The 17,365-nt window shown below is 69.1% G+C and carries 14 protein-coding genes and 1 rRNA gene; 1 reads left to right on the forward strand and 14 read right to left on the reverse strand.

Annotation, left to right across the window (positions count from 1 at the left end; genetic code table 11):
* The 8 genes from AS25_RS05785 to AS25_RS05820 form a co-directional block, all read right to left on the reverse strand.
* Positions 1–506, reverse strand: a 16S ribosomal RNA gene (locus AS25_RS05785); the annotation flags it as partial.
* Between the two features lie 611 nt (positions 507–1,117).
* Positions 1,118–2,425, reverse strand: coding sequence for a tyrosine--tRNA ligase (gene tyrS, locus AS25_RS05790; protein WP_035963198.1), 1,308 nt, complete (start codon positions 2,423–2,425; stop codon positions 1,118–1,120).
* Positions 2,426–2,438: 13 nt separating this feature from the next.
* Positions 2,439–4,754 carry a HelD family protein gene (locus tag AS25_RS05795; RefSeq protein ID WP_035963204.1) on the reverse strand — a complete coding sequence of 772 codons (2,316 nt, stop codon included), beginning with the start codon at positions 4,752–4,754 and terminating at the stop codon, positions 2,439–2,441.
* Positions 4,755–4,823: 69 nt separating this feature from the next.
* Positions 4,824–5,351 (reverse strand): adenine phosphoribosyltransferase, encoded by a 528-nt coding sequence (locus AS25_RS05800; protein WP_035963208.1) that lies wholly within the window; start codon positions 5,349–5,351, stop codon positions 4,824–4,826.
* A gap of 42 nt (positions 5,352–5,393) precedes the next feature.
* Positions 5,394–6,104, reverse strand: a complete 711-nt coding sequence (locus AS25_RS05805) for a DNA-3-methyladenine glycosylase (protein ID WP_035963216.1) — start codon at positions 6,102–6,104, stop codon at positions 5,394–5,396.
* Entirely contained in the window at positions 6,101–7,546 is a 1,446-nt protein-coding gene (gene argH / locus AS25_RS05810) for an argininosuccinate lyase (protein WP_035963222.1), read from the reverse strand. The genes AS25_RS05805 and argH overlap by 4 nt, the downstream gene beginning before the upstream one ends.
* A gap of 140 nt (positions 7,547–7,686) precedes the next feature.
* On the reverse strand, positions 7,687–8,892 hold the full coding sequence (locus AS25_RS05815) for an argininosuccinate synthase (protein ID WP_035963230.1): 1,206 nt from the start codon (positions 8,890–8,892) through the stop codon (positions 7,687–7,689).
* A gap of 84 nt (positions 8,893–8,976) precedes the next feature.
* The gene (locus tag AS25_RS05820; RefSeq protein ID WP_035963237.1) at positions 8,977–10,491 is read right to left on the reverse strand and encodes a long-chain-fatty-acid--CoA ligase; all 1,515 of its coding nucleotides are present in this window, start codon (positions 10,489–10,491) and stop codon (positions 8,977–8,979) included.
* A 172-nt stretch (positions 10,492–10,663) separates the two neighbouring features.
* On the opposite strand from AS25_RS05820, the gene AS25_RS05825 reads away from it, so the two are divergent.
* Positions 10,664–11,095: an ankyrin repeat domain-containing protein gene (locus AS25_RS05825; protein ID WP_035963239.1), complete on the forward strand. Its 432-nt coding sequence runs from the start codon at positions 10,664–10,666 to the stop codon at positions 11,093–11,095.
* 15 nt (positions 11,096–11,110) lie between these two features.
* Here AS25_RS05825 and AS25_RS05830 read toward each other — a convergent pair whose 3' ends face one another.
* The 6 genes from AS25_RS05830 to argC all read right to left on the reverse strand — a co-directional run bounded on the left by AS25_RS05830 (position 11,111) and on the right by argC (position 17,187).
* Positions 11,111–11,605 carry an arginine repressor gene (locus AS25_RS05830; protein WP_035963241.1) on the reverse strand — a complete coding sequence of 165 codons (495 nt, stop codon included), beginning with the start codon at positions 11,603–11,605 and terminating at the stop codon, positions 11,111–11,113.
* Positions 11,602–12,573: an ornithine carbamoyltransferase gene (argF, locus tag AS25_RS05835; protein WP_035963245.1), complete on the reverse strand. Its 972-nt coding sequence runs from the start codon at positions 12,571–12,573 to the stop codon at positions 11,602–11,604. The genes AS25_RS05830 and argF overlap by 4 nt, the downstream gene beginning before the upstream one ends.
* A 36-nt stretch (positions 12,574–12,609) precedes the next feature.
* The gene (locus tag AS25_RS05840; protein WP_035963247.1) at positions 12,610–13,872 is read right to left on the reverse strand and encodes an acetylornithine transaminase; all 1,263 of its coding nucleotides are present in this window, start codon (positions 13,870–13,872) and stop codon (positions 12,610–12,612) included.
* Positions 13,869–14,819 carry an acetylglutamate kinase gene (gene argB, locus AS25_RS05845; RefSeq protein ID WP_035963249.1) on the reverse strand — a complete coding sequence of 317 codons (951 nt, stop codon included), beginning with the start codon at positions 14,817–14,819 and terminating at the stop codon, positions 13,869–13,871. The genes AS25_RS05840 and argB overlap by 4 nt, the downstream gene beginning before the upstream one ends.
* Before the next feature lie 10 nt (positions 14,820–14,829).
* Positions 14,830–16,035 carry a bifunctional glutamate N-acetyltransferase/amino-acid acetyltransferase ArgJ gene (argJ, locus tag AS25_RS05850; protein WP_052160753.1) on the reverse strand — a complete coding sequence of 402 codons (1,206 nt, stop codon included), beginning with the start codon at positions 16,033–16,035 and terminating at the stop codon, positions 14,830–14,832.
* A 102-nt stretch (positions 16,036–16,137) separates the two neighbouring features.
* Positions 16,138–17,187 carry an N-acetyl-gamma-glutamyl-phosphate reductase gene (gene argC / locus AS25_RS05855; RefSeq protein WP_035963251.1) on the reverse strand — a complete coding sequence of 350 codons (1,050 nt, stop codon included), beginning with the start codon at positions 17,185–17,187 and terminating at the stop codon, positions 16,138–16,140.
* Positions 17,188–17,365: the final 178 nt, after the last annotated feature.

The following is a 17,365-nucleotide window of genomic DNA, read 5'->3' on the forward strand; positions in this document are numbered from 1 at the left end:
TGCTGGCACGTAGTTAGCCGGCGCTTCTTCTGCACGTACCGTCACTTTCGCTTCTTCCGTGCTGAAAGAGGTTTACAACCCGAAGGCCGTCATCCCTCACGCGGCGTCGCTGCATCAGGCTTGCGCCCATTGTGCAATATTCCCCACTGCTGCCTCCCGTAGGAGTCTGGGCCGTGTCTCAGTCCCAGTGTGGCCGGTCACCCTCTCAGGCCGGCTACCCGTCGTCGCCTTGGTAGGCCATTACCCCACCAACAAGCTGATAGGCCGTGAGCCCATCCACAACCAGTACAAACCCTTTCCACCCCCCACCATGCGACAGGAGGTCATATCCAGTATTAGACCCAGTTTCCCAGGCTTATCCCAGAGTCAAGGGCAGGTTACTCACGTATTACTCACCCGTTCGCCACTCATCCACCCAGTGCAAGCACCAAGCTTCAGCGTTCGACTTGCATGTGTTAAGCACGCCGCCAGCGTTCGTCCTGAGCCAGGATCAAACTCTCCGTCAAAAAACTATTCAACAGAAACCACCCCACCACACCCATCAAAGGGCAGGCACCGGGGTGGGATCCCGGCTGACACCCAACACCCCCAGGAAACGGGAAAACACCCAGGGGACCGTCAGGCCATCAACCAAAAACAAAAAACTTTGGTATCAACAAACTAGACACACTATTGAGTTGACAAACAACAAACCACACCACACAACCCCTCACCAGGGCCACAACGGTCGGTTGTCCGATCAGGCCGTCAGCGGCCGATCGAAGATTTTGGTAATTGCTCCTCCGGTCGAACCTTCCGGTCCGCCTCGAAGTGACTCATCAAGCTTAGTTCCGCGTTGCTCGGCGTGTCAACTTGACTGTTCAAGCCGATCCGCTCTGCGCTGCCGAACGCTAGGTAACCATAGCATGAACGAGGTCCGACTTCTCGGGCTGATCTTTGCTGGTCACCCCGCGGTTGCGGTCCCTTTCCGGTTCCTCGCCGCGGCGACTCGGAATACATTACACACGAGCCGGGACCCGCGCAAAACGCTGGTCCCGGCTCGTGATCGGCCCGCTGGACGGCGGGCTCGGGCACCGCCCGGTTCAGGGATGAAGGTCTGGGACGGTCGGTGTCCGGATCAGCCGGTGACCGTGACGGCCGCGAGGTTCTTCTTCCCCCGGCGCAGCAGCGCGAACCGCCCGTGCAGCAGGTCGTCGGGGGTCAACGTGGCGTCCTCCCCCGAGAGCTTGCGGTTGTTGACCGAGGCACCGCCCTCCTTGAGGGTGCGCCGAGCCGCGGACTTGGATTCCGCGAGTCCCGTGGCCACGAGCAGATCCACCACGGCGTGTTCGCCGGCGGCGACCTCCGCGTGCGGCAGTTCCGCCGCGACCGCTGCGAGCGTGTCCTCGTCGAGGTCCTCGAAGGATCCCTTGCCGAAGACCGCGGCGGACGCCTCAATCGCCTTGCGCGTGGCCTCGACCCCGTGCACCAGGGTGTTGACATCTGAGGCGAGGACCTTCTGGGCCTCACGCCGGAAGGGTTCCTCCTCGGTGAGCCGCTGCAGTTCCTCGATCTCCTCGCGGGTGCGGAAGGTGAAGACCTTGAGCCGGTCCGCAACGTCCGCGTCCGCGGTGTTGAGCCAGAACTGGTAGAACGCGTACGGGGAGGTCAGCTCGGGGTCCAGCCAGATGGCATTGCCCTCCGACTTGCCGAACTTGGTGCCGTCCGAGTTGGTGATCAGCGGCGTGCCGATCGCGTGCACCGTGGCACCCTCGGCCTTGCGCACCAGGTCCGTGCCCGAGGTGAGGTTGCCCCACTGGTCGGAACCGCCGGTCTGCAGGACGCAGTCGTACTGCCGGTACAGGTTGAGGAAGTCCAGTCCCTGCAGGATCTGGTAGCTGAACTCGGTGTAGGAGATGCCCTCCTCCGAGTTCAGCCGCTTGGCCACGATGTCCTTCTTGATCATGGTGCCCACGCGAAAGTTCTTGCCGATGTCCCGCAGGAAGTCGATCGCGGACAGCTGGGACGTCCAGTCCAGGTTGTTGACCATGCGCGCGGGGTTCTCCCCCTCGAAGGACAGGAACCGCTGGACCTGCTCGCGCAGCAGATCCACCCATTCGGCCACGGTCTCGCGCGAGTTCAGCACGCGCTCCGAGGTCTGGCGCGGATCACCGATCAACCCGGTGGACCCGCCGACCAGACCGATGGGGTGGTGTCCCGCGAGCTGGAGCCGGCGCAGCAACAGCAGCTGGACCAGGTGTCCCAGGTGCAGGGATGACGCCGTGGGGTCGAACCCGCAGTAGTACGTGATGGGACCACCGTCGAGCGTTTCCTGCAGGGCCTCCGCATCCGTGGAGACCTGGACGAGTCCGCGCCAGTTCAGCTCCTCCCACAGGGAGGCGAAGGACGGATCGTTGTGCTGCGTGCTGAGATCGGTGGTTGACACGTGGACTAAGTTATCAGGCCGCCGTGGGGTCCTCGGCGCCCGGTTCCCCGGGTTGCGGAGTGATTCCCTCGGGCAGTCCGTGGGCCGCCACGAGGTACAACCGCTGGGTGGGACGGGTCATGGCCACGTACAGATTGCCCGGGCCCCCGGCGGGGTCGTCCGCGATCTCCGTGGGCTCCACGACCACCACGGAATCGAATTCGAGCCCCTTGGCGTCCCACGGGGTGAGCACCATGATCCGTCGGTCCAGGCTGCGCATTCCGGCGGCCACCATTCCCGGGAACGCCCTGTCCAGGGCCGTGCCCACCGTCGCGAGACGACCGCCCGGGCACACGACGCCCACGAGTCCCCCGGCGAGCCGGTCGAGTTCGCCCCGCACCTGGGCCACGACCTGCTCGGCCAGATCCGTTTCGGAGTCCACCGGCACGATCACGGGCGCCTCGCCGTCGCGCACCGCCGTGGGGTCGGAGACCGCGATCCCCGCGGCCTGCGCGACCCGCACCGCGGCGTCGGCGATGGGCTGCGGTGTGCGGTAGTTGACCGTGAGCTCCTCGAGCGTGAAACGCTCCCCCACGAACGGTTTGAGCGCGTCGTCCCAGGTCCGGGCCGCCGCGGCATTACCCGCCTGGGCGATGTCCCCGACCACGGTGAAGGACTTCAGGGGGCACCGGCGCATGAGCACGCGCCACTGCATGGGTGACAGTTCCTGCGCCTCGTCCACGACCACGTGCCCGTAGGCCCACGTGCGGTCCGACGACGCTGCTTCGGCCGCCGTCATCCGGTGCGGCGCCTCCGCGTTGAAGGACGTGAGTTGCTCGACCGTGACGACGCCCTGGGCGCCGATGTCCTCGAACCCCTCCGCCATGGCCTCGAGCGCCTTCTGCGCCGATTCCTGGGCCTTGCGTTCCTCGAGCGACCGGTCACCGCGCACCTTGATGCCGGCGGACTCGAAGTCGCCCAGCAGTTCCGCGGCCTCGTCCAGCAGGGCGACGTCGGGCACGGTCAACGGCGCGTCCCCGGACCGCAGCAGGCGCGCCACCTGGGCGTCCGAGAGCCGTGGCGCGGCGGAGCGCAAGTAGTGCTCCTTGGCGAACAACTGGGCCACGAGCTGCTGGGGGGTCAACGGCAACCACAGGAGGTTGAGCGCGATGCGCACCTCGCGGGACTGCCGCAGGTCCTCCTTGAGGTAGGAGCGGTCCATGGTGCTCCCGGCCTTCTCGTTGAGCTCGTCCCCGAGGGTCTGCGCGAGCTCCTTGACGATGACCTTCACGAACGTCTCGCGCGCCTCGTTGTGCGGCTTGCCCGTGGCGCGCGCCCGCTCCCGCGCCCGGCGCACGAGGGAGGGTTCCAGGCGCACACTGTGGCCGTCCACGGTGAGCCACTGCGTGCGCTCGGGGACCTTCTGCCGATCCGCCACGGCTCGTTTGATCACGTCCACCATGTGCAGCCCGGACTTCCACCGGGTCACCCAGGGGTCGGTCTCGACGGTGCCGTGCACCCCCGGGTACAGGTCCGCGAGGGAGGACATCACCACGCCGGTCTCCCCGAGCGCGGGCAGCACGCGTTCGATGTACCACAGGAACGACGACGACGGACCCACGATCAGCACGCCCGACTTCGCGAGCCGCTCGCGGTGTTCGTACAACAGGTATGCGGCACGGTGCAGGGCCACGGCGGTCTTGCCGGTGCCCGGGCCACCCTGGACCACGCGCACCCCGGACAGCGGGGCGCGGATGATGCGGTCCTGTTCGGCCTGGATCGTGGCGACGATGTCCGTCATCCGGCCCGTGCGCTCGGAGTTCAGCGCGGCGATGAGCGCGCCCTCGCCGTGCACGACCTCGGCGTCGGAGACGGCACCCGGATCCAGGACGTCGTCCTCGAGGGCGGTAACGTCCCGCCCGTCCATGATGAGGTGACGCCGGCGCACGAGGTCCATGGGGTTGGCGGCGGTGGCCTGGTAGAAAGCCCCGGCCTCGCGGGCGCGCCAGTCCAGCACGAGTCGGCGGTGGTCCTCCGTGGCCAGTCCGAGCCGGCCCACGTAATGACGTTCGCCTTCGGTGGTGTCCAGGCGGCCGAATACCAGCCGTTCATCCACCGCATTCAGTTGGGTGAGGCGGTCCTCGTAGTGCGTGGCGAACGCGTCACGTTCGGAGCGCGCCTGGTGTCCCCCGCCGAAGTTCGTGGTCCGGACGCGGCGCAACTCGTCCGCATTGAGTTGCCGCAACTCGTCCAACCGGGCGTAGGCCTCGGCGACGTAGCGCCGCTCCTCCCCCAGTTGCCGGGACACCTCCACGGATGCGGATTCCTCCACGCACTTCACCTCACGCACACTGCCGACGGGTCCGGTCGCTCAACCGGCGATCGACCATCCTACCGCTCGATCCGCGCGACTCCCCCGTCACACGCGCAACAGTGCGCGCACGCGGTGCCCACCCAGTTGGGCCCGGCCGCGCAGCGCGGTCAGCTCCATGATCACGCCGAAACCCGCGACGTTGTACCCGCCGCGCGTCAACAACGACGCCGCCGCACCGAGGGTCCCGCCCGTGGCGAGGACGTCGTCCAGGACCAGGACGCGCGAACCCCGGGGAGCGTCGTCTGTGTGGATCTCGAGCATGCCCGTGCCGTACTCGAGGTCATGGGCCTGCGAGATGGTCTCGCGCGGGAGCTTGCCCGCCTTGCGCACCGGGATGATCCCCGCCCCGGACGCGTACGCCACGGCCGCGGCGATCATGAACCCGCGGGCTTCCACGCCGGCCACGCAGTCGTACTGGCCGCGGAAGGCGTCCACGAGCGCGTCCACGGTGCGCTTGAAGCCGTCCCCGTCCGCGAACAGGGGCGTGAGATCGCGGAAGAGCACCCCCGGCTCGGGGTGGTCGGGGATCTTGGCGCACAACCGGTCGATCATCTGTTCCACGGATTCAGTCACTGCTCCATCGTATCCGGCGCACCGCGCGTGGCGGACGGTGCGCTAGCGCGTGCGGCGGCGTTTGACGGTGGCCTTGCGGTACGGGGACACCGTGGGCTCGCCCGGCAGCGCGTAGCGCCACGGGTACGCGTCCGTCCCGCCCTCCCCGGACACGCCCGTCCGGGCCGTCACGACGACGTCGCTCGCGGGGCGTTGCGCGAGGACCAGTCCGGTCCACGTGTCCTCACCGCGCCGTTCGACCTCCTCGCGCGCCCGGGCCACGGGATCGGGGGCGGTGCCGAGATCGGCGAGCGCGGCGCCGTCGTCGTCGCGGGTCAGCGCGAGGGCCTGCGCCACGTTGCCGGGCCCGCGCGCGAGCGATGCGAAGGCCGGTTCCGAACTGCGGTTCGCGAGCCTACGCCGCGTGGCCGCCTCGGCCCCCAGCACGACCTCGCCCGATCGGATCAGGACACCACCGCCGACGCCCTCGGGCCGGCACACGAAGTTCACCGCGTGATGCAGCCCGTACGTGAAGTACACGTAGACGTGCCCGGGCGGGCCGAACATCGAGGCGTTGCGCGCGGTGCGGCCCCGGTAGGTGTGGGCCCCGGGATCCGGCAGGTCCGAGTCCTGCGGGCCGCCGTAGGCCTCGACCTCGGTCAGCCGCAGCCCAACCGTGCCCCCGGGGCGCGCACACACGAGGACGGCGCCGAGCAGCCGGGGAGCGACGTCCGGGGCCGGGGCCAGGAGAAGGTCGTGCAGTCCGGCCGTCACGAGACGACGGGCTCGCGCGCGGCGAAAGCCTCCAGCTCCGCGAGCTGGCGTTCGAGCTCGGTGAGCTGTTGGGCGACCGCGTCCGGGGCGGTGCCACCCTGGGAGTTGCGGGAGGACAGGGAGCCCTCGACCGTGAGCACCTCACGGACCCCGGGCGTGAGGTGCGGGGAGATCGCGGTGAACTGTTCGTCGGTCAGGTCCCACAACTCGATGCCCTCGTCCTCGCACACGCGCACGGCCTCGCCGGAGATCTCGTGCGCCTCGCGGAACGGGACGCCCTGGCGCACGAGCCACTCGGCGACGTCGGTCGCGAGCGCGAAGCCCTGGGGCGCGAGTTCGGCGAGGCGCTGCGTGTGGAACTCGAGGGTCGCCATCATGCCCGTGACGGCGGGCAACAGCACCTCGAGCTGGTCGATCGCGTCGAAGACGGGCTCCTTGTCCTCCTGCAGGTCCCGGTTGTACGCCAGCGGCAGCCCCTTGAGGGTCGCGAGCAGACCCGCGAGGTCACCGATCAACCGGCCGGCCTTACCGCGCGCGAGCTCCGCGACGTCCGGGTTCTTCTTCTGCGGCATGATCGACGAGCCGGTCGAGTAGGCGTCGTCCAGCGTGACGAACGAGAACTCCTTGGTGGCCCACGTGGTCACCTCCTCGCTCATCCGGGAGACGTCCACGGCGGCCATGGCGCACACCCACGCGAACTCCGCGTAGACGTCCCGCGACGCGGTGCCGTCGATCGAGTTGAACACCGCGGAGTCGAAGCCGAGCTCGGCCGCCACGGCGTTGGGGTCCAGGCCCAGCGACGATCCCGCGAGCGCGCCCGAACCGTACGGGGACACCGCCGCACGCTTGTCCCAGTCCGCGAGCCGCTGGACGTCCCGCAGCACGGCCCACGCGTGGGCGAGCAGGTGGTGGGACAACAGCACGGGCTGGGCGTGCTGCAGGTGGGTGCGCCCGGGCATGGGGGCGTACGGATGGCGCCGCGCCTGGTCCACGAGAGCGCGCACGAGCTCCAGCAGGTTGCGCGCGATGATCGAGGCGTGGTCGCGCAGGTACATCCGACCCAGGGTCGCGATCTGGTCGTTGCGGGAGCGGCCCGCGCGCAGCTTGCCGCCGAGGTTCGCCCCGGCGCGCTCGATGAGCCCGCGCTCGAGGCACCCGTGGACGTCCTCGTCCGACGGCGACGGCGCGTACGCCCCGCTGCGCACGTCCGACTCGAGCCGGTCGAGGGCGTCCAGCATCCCGCTCAACTCGTCCTCGCTCAGTAGACCCGCCGTGTGCAGCACGCGGGCGTGGGCGCGGGACCCCGCGATGTCGTACGGCGCCAGACGCCAATCGAAATCGGTGGACTTGCTCAGCGCGGCGAGGGCGTCCGCGGGCCCGCCCGCGAATCGACCGCCCCACAGGGCGCCCTCGTTGGTTCCGTGCTGCTCGTGCTGGGCCATGATGCTCCTCGTGGACGTCGTGGGACCGTGGATTGCCGGGCACTCACCCGGCGCGGGGAACGGCCGGGCTCCAGTCTAGGAGCCCGGCCGTTCGCGATGATGTGGTGATCACCCGCGCACCGGGGCGCGGGAGACGGATGTCAGCCCTCGGCGAGGCCCTGCTCGCGGCGGGAGGCCACCTTGGAGGACATCCCGAACAGTTCGATGAACCCGCGGGCGTTGGACTGGTCGAAGGAGTCACCCTCGTCGTACGTGGCCAGGTTGAAGTCGTAGAGGCCCGTGGACGAGCGCCGCCCGGTCACGGTGGCCCGGCCCGCGTGCAACTCCATGCGGATGTCACCGTTGACGTACTTCTGGGTGTCCTCGATGAACACGTCCAAGGACTTCTTCAGCGGGGAGAACCACTGGCCGTCGTAGACGAGCTCGGTCCAGCGCTGACCCACGGTCTTCTTGAAGCGGGCCTGCTCGCGCTCGATCGTGACGTTCTCGAGTTCCTTGTGCGCGGCGATCAACGCCATGGCACCCGGGGCCTCGTAGATCTCACGGGACTTGATGCCCACGAGCCGGTCCTCCACGATGTCGATCCGCCCCACGCCCTGGGCACCCGCGCGGCGGTTGAGCTCCTGGATGGCCTGCAGCGGCGTGACGGGCTTGCCGTCGAGCGCCACGGGCACGCCCTGCTCGAACGTGATCACGACCTCGTCCGCGGCGGGCGGGAACGTGGGATCGTCCGTGTAGTCGTAGACGTCCTTGGTGGGCGCGTTCCAGATGTCCTCGAGGAACCCGGTCTCCACCGCGCGGCCCCACACGTTCTGGTCGATCGAGAAGGGGTTCTTCTTGGTCGTGGCGATCGGCAGGTTGTTGTTCTCCGCGTACGTGATGGCCTTCTCACGGGTCAACGCGAGGTCACGCACCGGCGCGATGCACTTGAGTTCGGGGCCCAGGGTCTGGATCCCCACCTCGAAGCGCACCTGGTCGTTGCCCTTGCCCGTGCAGCCGTGGGCCACCGTGGTGGCCCCGAACTGCTTGGCGGCCTTCACGAGGTGCTTGACGATCACCGGGCGGGAGACGGCCGAGACCAGCGGGTAGGAGTCCATGTAGAGACCGTTGGCCTTCAGCGCTGGCATGCAGTACTCACTGGCGAACTCGTCACGGGCGTCCGCGACGTACGCCTCCACGGCACCGCAGTCCAGAGCACGCTGACGCACGGTCTCGAGGTCCTCGCCACCCTGTCCGACGTCCACGGCCATGGCGATGACCTCGGCACCGGTGGCCTCACCGATCCACCCGATGGCCACGGACGTGTCCAATCCGCCCGAGTAGGCCAATACAACGCGATCACTCACGGCGCTCTCCTCATACACGACGACAACACTGACTACGCGAGTCGAACCCGCGCCTCGTGCATGACTATACACACCAATCAGTATTTATGCATCGAGGGTCAGTTCACGCTTGAGGATCTTGCCCGTGGGGCCCTTGGGCAGCTCGTCCACGATGCGGTAGATCCGGGGGTACTTGTACTTGGCCACCCGCTCCTGGACGAACGCGTCCAGCTCGCGCGTCACCTGGTCCTTGTCCTTGGTCTCGAGCACGGAGGACTCGAACACCACGACGGCGCCCACTTCCTCGCCGTGCTTCTCGTCCGGGACGCCCACGACCGCGGCCTCCACGACGCCGGGGAACTGGTAGATGACCTCCTCGACCTCGCGCGGGTACACGTTGTAGCCGCCACGCAGGATCATGTCCTTCTTGCGGTCCACGATGAAGATGGCGCCGTCCTCGTCCTGCCGGCCCATGTCACCCGTGTGGAACCACCCGCCGCGCATGGCCTCCTCCGTGGCCTCGGGCTTGCCCCAGTAGCCCTTCATGACGTACCGGCCGCGCACGACGAGCTCGCCGACCTCGTTCGTGCCCACCTCCTGGTCCTGCCCGTCCACGATCCGGATCTCCGCACCGTCCACGGGCGTCCCGATGGAACCGGGCTTGCGCACGCCGCCCGGCTGGTTGAAGCACACGACCGGCGAGGTCTCGGACAGCCCGTAGCCCTCGTAGATCTCGGTGTCGAACACCTTCTCGAACTTGCTCATGACCTCCACGGGCATGGAGGAGCCTCCGGAGACGCAGGCCCGCAGCTCGAGCCCCTCCGCACCCGCGGGATCCTGGCCCACCTGGTGCAGCAGCGCGACGTACATGCTGGGCACGCCGGTCAGGATCGACACCTTGTCACGACGGAGGATCTCGAGGGCCTTGCCCGGGTGGAACCGCGGCAGCAGGGTGACCGCGCCGCCGCGCAGGATCACGCTGTTCAGGGCCGTGGTCTGACCGAAGACGTGGAAGAACGGCAGTCCGCCGAACATGACGTCGTCCGCGGTGAGGTCGAACAGGGAGCCTGCGACCACGGCGTTCGTGCGCAGGTTGTTGTGGGTCAGTTCCGCACCCTTGGGGCGGCCCGTGGTGCCGGAGGTGTAGAGCAGGACCGCGGTGTCCGAGTCCTCGCGTTCCACGACCTCGGTGACCGGCTCCACCTCCTGCAGCTGCTGCGCGGTCCCGGCGGGGCTGACGGGGATCACCTCCACTCCGTCGAGCTCCTCGGCGGCCTTCTGGCTGGCCTCGGCCATGTCCTGCCACGCGAACACGAGGGACACCCCGGCGTCCTGGTAGTGGTAGGTCAGCTCCCGCGGGGTGAGCAACGGGTTCAGCGGCACCACGATGGCGCCCACGCGCAACACCGCGTAGTACAGCGCCGGCATGTGCGGGACGTTGGGCAGCACGAGGGCCACGCGGTCACCGGGTCCGATCCCCCGCGCGCGCAGCAATCCCGCGGCGCGGGCGGAGAGGCCGTCCAGTTGTTGGTAGGTCACGCGCGTGTCGTCCAGGATGATCGCGGGGTTCGTGGGGTGTTTCTGCGCCGAGTCGGTGAGCAGGGTGGCCAGGTTCGTCATGAGTCCTCCGAGTCCGATCTGTGAGTTCTAACACATGAGACTGCCAGTACCGGGTACACGAGTCAAACACGGTGGTCCGGGGCCCGCCCGTGCCACACTGGGAGCCGAGAAACCGCAGTATCGCCCCTGATTCGGGGCGGTACTCACGCGCCGTCCTTGCGAAGGAAGATCTGTGACCACACCGGAACCCCAACCTCAGGCCCCCCAGTTCACCGACGAGGAGCTGGAGTACATCGCGTCCCTGTTCGACGCCGCCCGCCACGGTGACACCGACCTGTTGCGCTTCGCGCTGGAGGCCGGCGTGCCGGTCAACCTGACGAACAACAAGGGCGACACCCTGTTGAACCTCGCGTGCTATCAGGAACAGCGGGACGCGGTGGCCCTGCTGCTGGAACACGGCGCGGACACCGAACGCGTGAGCGACATGGGGTTCACCGCTCTCGTGTGCGCGGTGTTCCGCGGCAACGAGGAGATCACGCGCATGCTGCTCGACGCCGGCGCGGGCCAGGCCACCGGCCACCAGCACGCGCAGGACGTGGCCCGGGTCTTCGGGCAGGAACACCTCCTGCCGCTGCTGCAGGAGCGGGAGTCGCGCGAGGACTGAGCGCCGCGGCGTCGTTCAGCGCGCGAAGTCCAGGAACCTCCGGGCGAGGTCCGCGCCGCCGTTGGCCTCGCGTGCGACGACCATGATCGTGTCGTCCCCGGCAATGGTGCCGAGCACCTCGGGGAGCAGCGAGTGGTCGATCGCCGAGGCGAAGTACTGCGCGGCCCCGGGCGGGGTGCGCAGGATCACGAGGTTGGCGCTGCCCTCGGCCGTCACGAGCAGCTCGCGGCACAGCGTGGCCAGTTTTGCGTCCGTGCTCTGACGGGTGACGCCGCTGGTCGGGGACCGGTCCACCCCCGCCTGGGGGACCGCGTAGACCATGCCCCCGCTCGCGGAGCGCACGCGCACCGCCTCGAGTTCCACGAGGTCCCGGGACAGGGTCGCCTGGGTCACCTGGATGCCGTCCGCCGCGAGCAGTTCGGCCAGTTCGGCCTGCGAGTGGACGTCTCCCCCGGTCACCAGTTCGAGGATCCGGGCCTGGCGCGCCGTCTTGGTCGTGGGGATGCTCACCGCGCCCCCTCCCGGCGCAGGGCGGCGGGCAGGTCCGCGGACAGTCCCGAGGAATCCAGCAGGAACGTCAGCAGGGCCTTCTGCGCGTGCACCCGGTTCTCGGCCTCGTCCCACACCCGGGACGCGGGACCGTCGATCACGTCCGCGGCGACCTCGAAGCCGCGGTAGGCGGGCAGGCAGTGCAGGAACACGGCGTCGTCGGCCGCGAGCGCCATGGCCTCGGAGGTCACCGAGTACGGCGTGAAGATCTGCGCGCGCTCGGCCTTCTCGCTCTCCTGGCCCATGGACACCCACGTGTCGGTGACGACGGCGTCCGCGTCCTTCAGCGCCTCGCTCGCGTCCGTGGTCACGAGCACCGAGCCGCCGGTGAGCTCGGCGCGTTCGCGGGCCGCGGCGACGACGTCCTCGCGCGACAGATAGCCCTCCGGCCCGGCAACCCGCACGTGCATGCCGGCCGTGACGCAACCGAGCAGGTAGGAGTTCGCCATGTTGTTGGCGGCGTCCCCCAGGTAGACCAGGGTGCGCCCGGCCACGTCCCCGAACTCCTCGCGCAGCGTCAGCAGGTCCGCGAGGATCTGACACGGGTGGTAGTCGTCGGACAGGGCGTTGATCACCGGGACGTCGCTGAACTCGGCCATCTCCTCGAGCCCCGACTGGGCATACGTGCGCCACACGATCGCCGCGAGCATCCGGGAGAGCACCCGGGCGCTGTCCGCGACGGTTTCCTTGTGGCCCAGCTGGGATTCCCCCGGGTTGATGATCAGCGGGTTGCCGCCCAGGTCGCTCACCCCTGCCGCGAACGAGACGCGGGTGCGGGTGGAGGTCTTGTCGAAGATGATCCCCACGGTCTGCGGACCCGCGAGCGGGCGGCGGGAGAACCGGTCCGCCTTGAGCGCGGCGGCAAGGTCCAGGACCCCGGACTGTTCCTCGGGGGTGAGATCGGTGTCGACCAGGAAGTGACGGGGCACGGGGGATTCTCCTTCGGGTGTGGTGCTGTCCGGGGCTCAGCGGGCGCGGACGGTATCGAGCAATTGCGGCAGGGCCTCGACGAACGTGTCCGCCTGCTCCGCGGTGATGATGAGAGGCGGCGCCAGACGCAGCGTGGTGGGTCCGGTGGCGTTGAGGATGAATCCCGCCTCGCGCGCGGCCGCGACGACGCGCTGGGCCACGGGGTCCCCGGTGGCCCCGGCGTTCTCCGCGTCCTCGGCGTTCTCCGCGACGAGGTCCACGCCGATCAGCAGACCGTACTGGCGGACCTCTCCCACCCCGGGGACCTCCCGCAGCCGCTGCGCGAGGTGGGCTCCCACATCCCGGGCGTTGTCGAGCAGGTTCTCGTTCTCGAGGGTCGTGACGGTCGCGAGCCCCGCGGCCATCGCCAGGGGGTTGCCCCCGAACGTAGTGCCGTGCTGGCCCGCTCCCAGCAGGGCCGAGACCTCCGGTCCCGCCGTGAGCATGGCCCCCACGGGGAACCCGCCGCCGAGCCCCTTGGCGAACGTCACCGCGTCCGGGAACTCACCCTCGGGCAGCTGGGCGGTGGCGGCGAGCCACGCCCCGGTGCGGCCCATCCCGGATTGCACCTCGTCCACGATCAGCAGTGCACCGTGCTCGCGCGTGAGCCTGCGGGCCAGGGCCAGGAACCCCTCGGGCAGCCCGTGCACGCCGGCCTCACCCTGGACGGGTTCCACGATCACCGCACTCACGGTGTCGTCGAGTTCCCGCTCGAGGGCCTCCGCCGTGGCCGGGATGTGGGTGACCCCGGCGGGCAGCGGTTCGAACGGCTCGCGGTAAGCAGCCTTGGCCGTGAGCGCCAGGGATCCCATGGTCCGGCCGTGGAACGAGTTTTCCAGTGCGAGCACGCGCGTCCGGGGCTGACCCTGGGCATCCGGGTGCGCGCGGCCGTGACGACGCGCGAGCTTGAACGCGGCCTCGTTCGCCTCGGAGCCGGAATTCGCGAAGAACACGTGGGAGCCCTCGGGCGCCCCCGTGACCTTCAACAGTTTCTCGGCCAGGTGGATACTGCCCGGGGACGTGAACAGGTTGGAGATGTGCGCGAGGGTTCCCGCTTGCTCCGAGACGGCCCGCACCCACGCCTGGTGCGCGTGGCCCAGGGCGTTCACGGCGATCCCCGCGAGCAGGTCCAGGTACCGCTTGTCGTTGGCGTCCGTGACGTACACGCCCTCGCCCGACACGAGCACGAGTGATGGATCCCCGAACACCCCCAACAGGTGTTCCTTGTAGTCCCCCAGCAGTTCGTCCTGGTTGCTCATGAGTGCTCAACTCCGTCCGGTGTGACCTCTGTGCCGATACCCGTGTCCGTGAAGATCTCCAACAGGGACGAGTGTTCCGTGCGCCCGTCCACGATGCTCGCGCGCGGCACACCGCCGTCCACCGCTCGCAGGGCCGCCCGCATCTTCGGAATCATCCCCGATTCGAGTCCGGGCAGCATCTCACGCAGTTCCGCTGCGGACAGGGACGAGATTAGTGAGGACCGATCCGGCCAGTCCGCGTACAGGCCCTCGACGTCCGTGAGGGCCACGAACTTCTCCGCGCCCAGGGCAACGGCGACCTCGGCGGCCGCCGTGTCCGCGTTGACGTTGAGGACCTGGCCCGTGAGCGCACCCCGCCCCGCGGCGTCGTCGTCCGCATCCGCCAGTTCGGGCGCGATCGAGGCGATCACCGGGATCTTGCCGATGTCCAGCAGCTGCTCGACCGCGACCGTGTTGACGCGCGTGACGGTACCCACGAGACCGAGGTCCAGGGGCGCGCCGTCGGACCCGGTGCGGACGCGACGAGCCTGCAGCAACCCGGCGTCCTCCCCGGACATGCCCACGGCGTACGGTCCGTGCGCGTTGATCAGGCCCACGAGTTCCCGCCCCACCTGGCCCGTGAGGACCATGCGGATGACCGACATGGCCTCGGGCGTGGTCACGCGCAGACCGTCCTTGAACTCGGACGGGATGTTCAGCGAGTCGAGCATCGCGCTGATCTGGGGGCCGCCGCCGTGGACCACGACCGGTCGGATGCCCACGTGGCGCAGGAAGACCATGTCCTCCGCGAAGGCGCGACGCAGGTCGTCGTTGATCATGGCGTTGCCGCCGTACTTGAAGACCATGGTGGAACCCGTGTAGCGCTGGATCCACGGCAGGGCCTCCATGAGGGTCTCCGCCTTGGAGCGGGCCGTCTCGTACCTGGTGTTATCGCTGAGTCGTGACATGGTGGGCGCGCTAACTGGAGTAGGCGCTGTTCTCCTCGACGTAGTCATGGGTGAGGTCATTGGTCCACACGGTCGCGCTCGCGTCCCCGGCCTTGAGGTCGATGAGGACGTCAACGGCGCGCGACGCCGCGAGGTCCACGCCCTCGCGCGGGTCACCGATCGCGCCGTTGCGGCACACGGTCACGCCGTTGATGGTGACGTCGATCCGATCGGGGTCGAACTGGGCTTCCGTGGTTCCCACCGCCGAGAGCACGCGGCCCCAGTTGGGGTCGTTGCCGAACACCGCCGTCTTGAACAGGTTGGAGCGGGCCACCGTGCGCGAGACGTCCTCCGCCTCGGTCTCCGTGGCCGCGCCCACCGTGGTGATCGCGATGTCGTGGGAGGCACCCTCCGCGTCCGTGATCAGCTGTTGCGCAAGGCTGTGGCACACCGCGGTCAGTGCCCGGGTGAATTCCCCCTGCTCGGGCGTCCGCTGCGAGGCACCCGAGGCCATGAGCGTTACGGTGTCGTTGGTGGACATGCACCCGTCCGAATCCGCGCGGTTGAACGTGACCCGGCACGCCTCGGCGAGCGCAGCGGACAGCGCGTCCGCGGGCAGGACGGCGTCGGTCGTGAGGACAACGAGCATCGTGGCGAGCCCCGGGGCGAACATGCCCGCGCCCTTGGCCATGCCACCCACGGTCCAGCCGTCCCCGCTCACGCACGCCTGCTTGGGCACGATGTCGGTGGTCATGATGGCCTGCGCCGCACTCAGACCCGCTTCCCGGCCCTGCGCGAGCTCGGTCACGACGCGCGGGACACCCCCGCGCATCACCTCCATGGGCAGTTGCTCACCGATCAATCCCGTGGAGCACACGAGCACGTCCCCCGCACCGATGCCCAGCTGTTCCCCCACGAGTTTCGCGGTGGCGTGGGTGTTCTGGAATCCCCGCGGTCCCGTGCACGCGTTCGCCCCGCCGGAGTTGAGGATCACGGCCCGGGCGGTGCCCTGGCGGATCACTTCCCGGGACCAGTGGACGGGCGCTGCCGCCACGCGGTTCGAGGTGAACTGGGCGGCCGCCGCGTAGTCCGGTCCGTTGTTGACCACGAGGGCCAGGTCCTTGCCGCCGGACTTCTTGAAGCCGGCCTCGACACCCGCGGCGGTGAATCCCGCGGCGGCACACACGCCGGCGTCGGTGCTCACGGGGATGTCGGGAACGGGGTTGTGGGAGGTCATGGGTTCTCCTGTCGGGGAGCGGTCACTCGGGCGACTCTTGGCGGTGGTCCGTTCGGGCGGTTCCGGTGTCGGGGCCCGTGCGGACCCACGCGGGTGAACGGCTCAGGGTGCGATGCCCTGCCCGGTCAGTCCGGTGGTCTCGGGCAGACCGAGAGCGAGGTTCATCGACTGCACCGCCGCCCCGGCCGTGCCCTTGGTGAGGTTGTCGATGGCCGCGCTGACGATCAGGCGCCCCGCGTGCGGGTCCACCGCGAACTGCAGCACCGCGTGATTGGACGCGGTCACGGCCTTGGTCGTCGGCCACTGGCCCTCGGGGAGCACGTGGATGAACGGCTCGGTGCCGTACGCGGCGTCGTACACCTCGCGGACGCGCTCCGCATCCACCCCGGAGCGCAGCCGCGCGGTCGCCGTCGTGAGAATCCCGCGTGGCATGGGCGCGAGGGTGGGCGTGAAGGAGACGGAGACGTCCTGACCGCCGGCCCAGCCGAGGCCCTGCTCGATCTCGGGCGTGTGCCGGTGCCCGCCGCCCACGCCGTACGGGGACATCCCGCCCATGGTCTCGGCGCCGAGCAGGTGGGGTTTGACGGACTTACCGGCCCCGGACGTCCCCGAGGCGGAGACGATCACCATGTCCTCGGGTTCCACGAGGCCCGCTGCCACCGCGGGGGCCAGGGCGAGCAGCGAGCCCGTGGGGTAGCACCCGGGCACCGCAATGCGCGTGGCTCCGGTCAGCTGGTCCCGCTGCTTGTGCCCCTCGGGGTTGACGATGAGTTCTGGCAGGCCGTAGGGCCACGTTCCGGCGTGCTCGCTGCCGTAGAACGCGCGCCACGCCTCGGCCGAGGCGAGCCGGTGGTCCGCACCGGCGTCGATCACCACGGTGTCCTCGGGCAGTTGCGCCGCCACGTCCGCGGACTGGCCGTGCGGCAGGGCCAGGAAGACGACGTCGTGCCCGGCCAGGTTCCCCGCGGTGGTCTCCACGACCTCGCGGTCCGCGAGCGCGTGCAGGTGGGGTTGCAATGCCCCCAGGCGCTGACCCGCCGAGGAATGGGCGGTCACGGTGGCGATCTCGATCTCCGGATGCCCACAGAGGAGGCGCAGCACCTCCCCTCCGGCGTAACCGGTGGCTCCCGAAACGGCTGCGGTGTAGGTCATGGGCCCACCTTATCGTATTTCTATGCAGGGTAGTCAATATTTATGCATGCCGGGCGGGCGCAGTGTGACCTCGAGTGGTGCCCCACCTTGAAGCGGACGCGCGGTGACACGAGACTGGCAGTCAAGGTGCCGCGCCCGGATTGTTCGAGATACGGGCGCGGTCAGAGTACGAAGTCCG

The sequence above is a fragment of the Kocuria marina genome (assembly GCF_000786655.1).
Taxonomy (GTDB): domain Bacteria; phylum Actinomycetota; class Actinomycetes; order Actinomycetales; family Micrococcaceae; genus Kocuria; species Kocuria marina_A.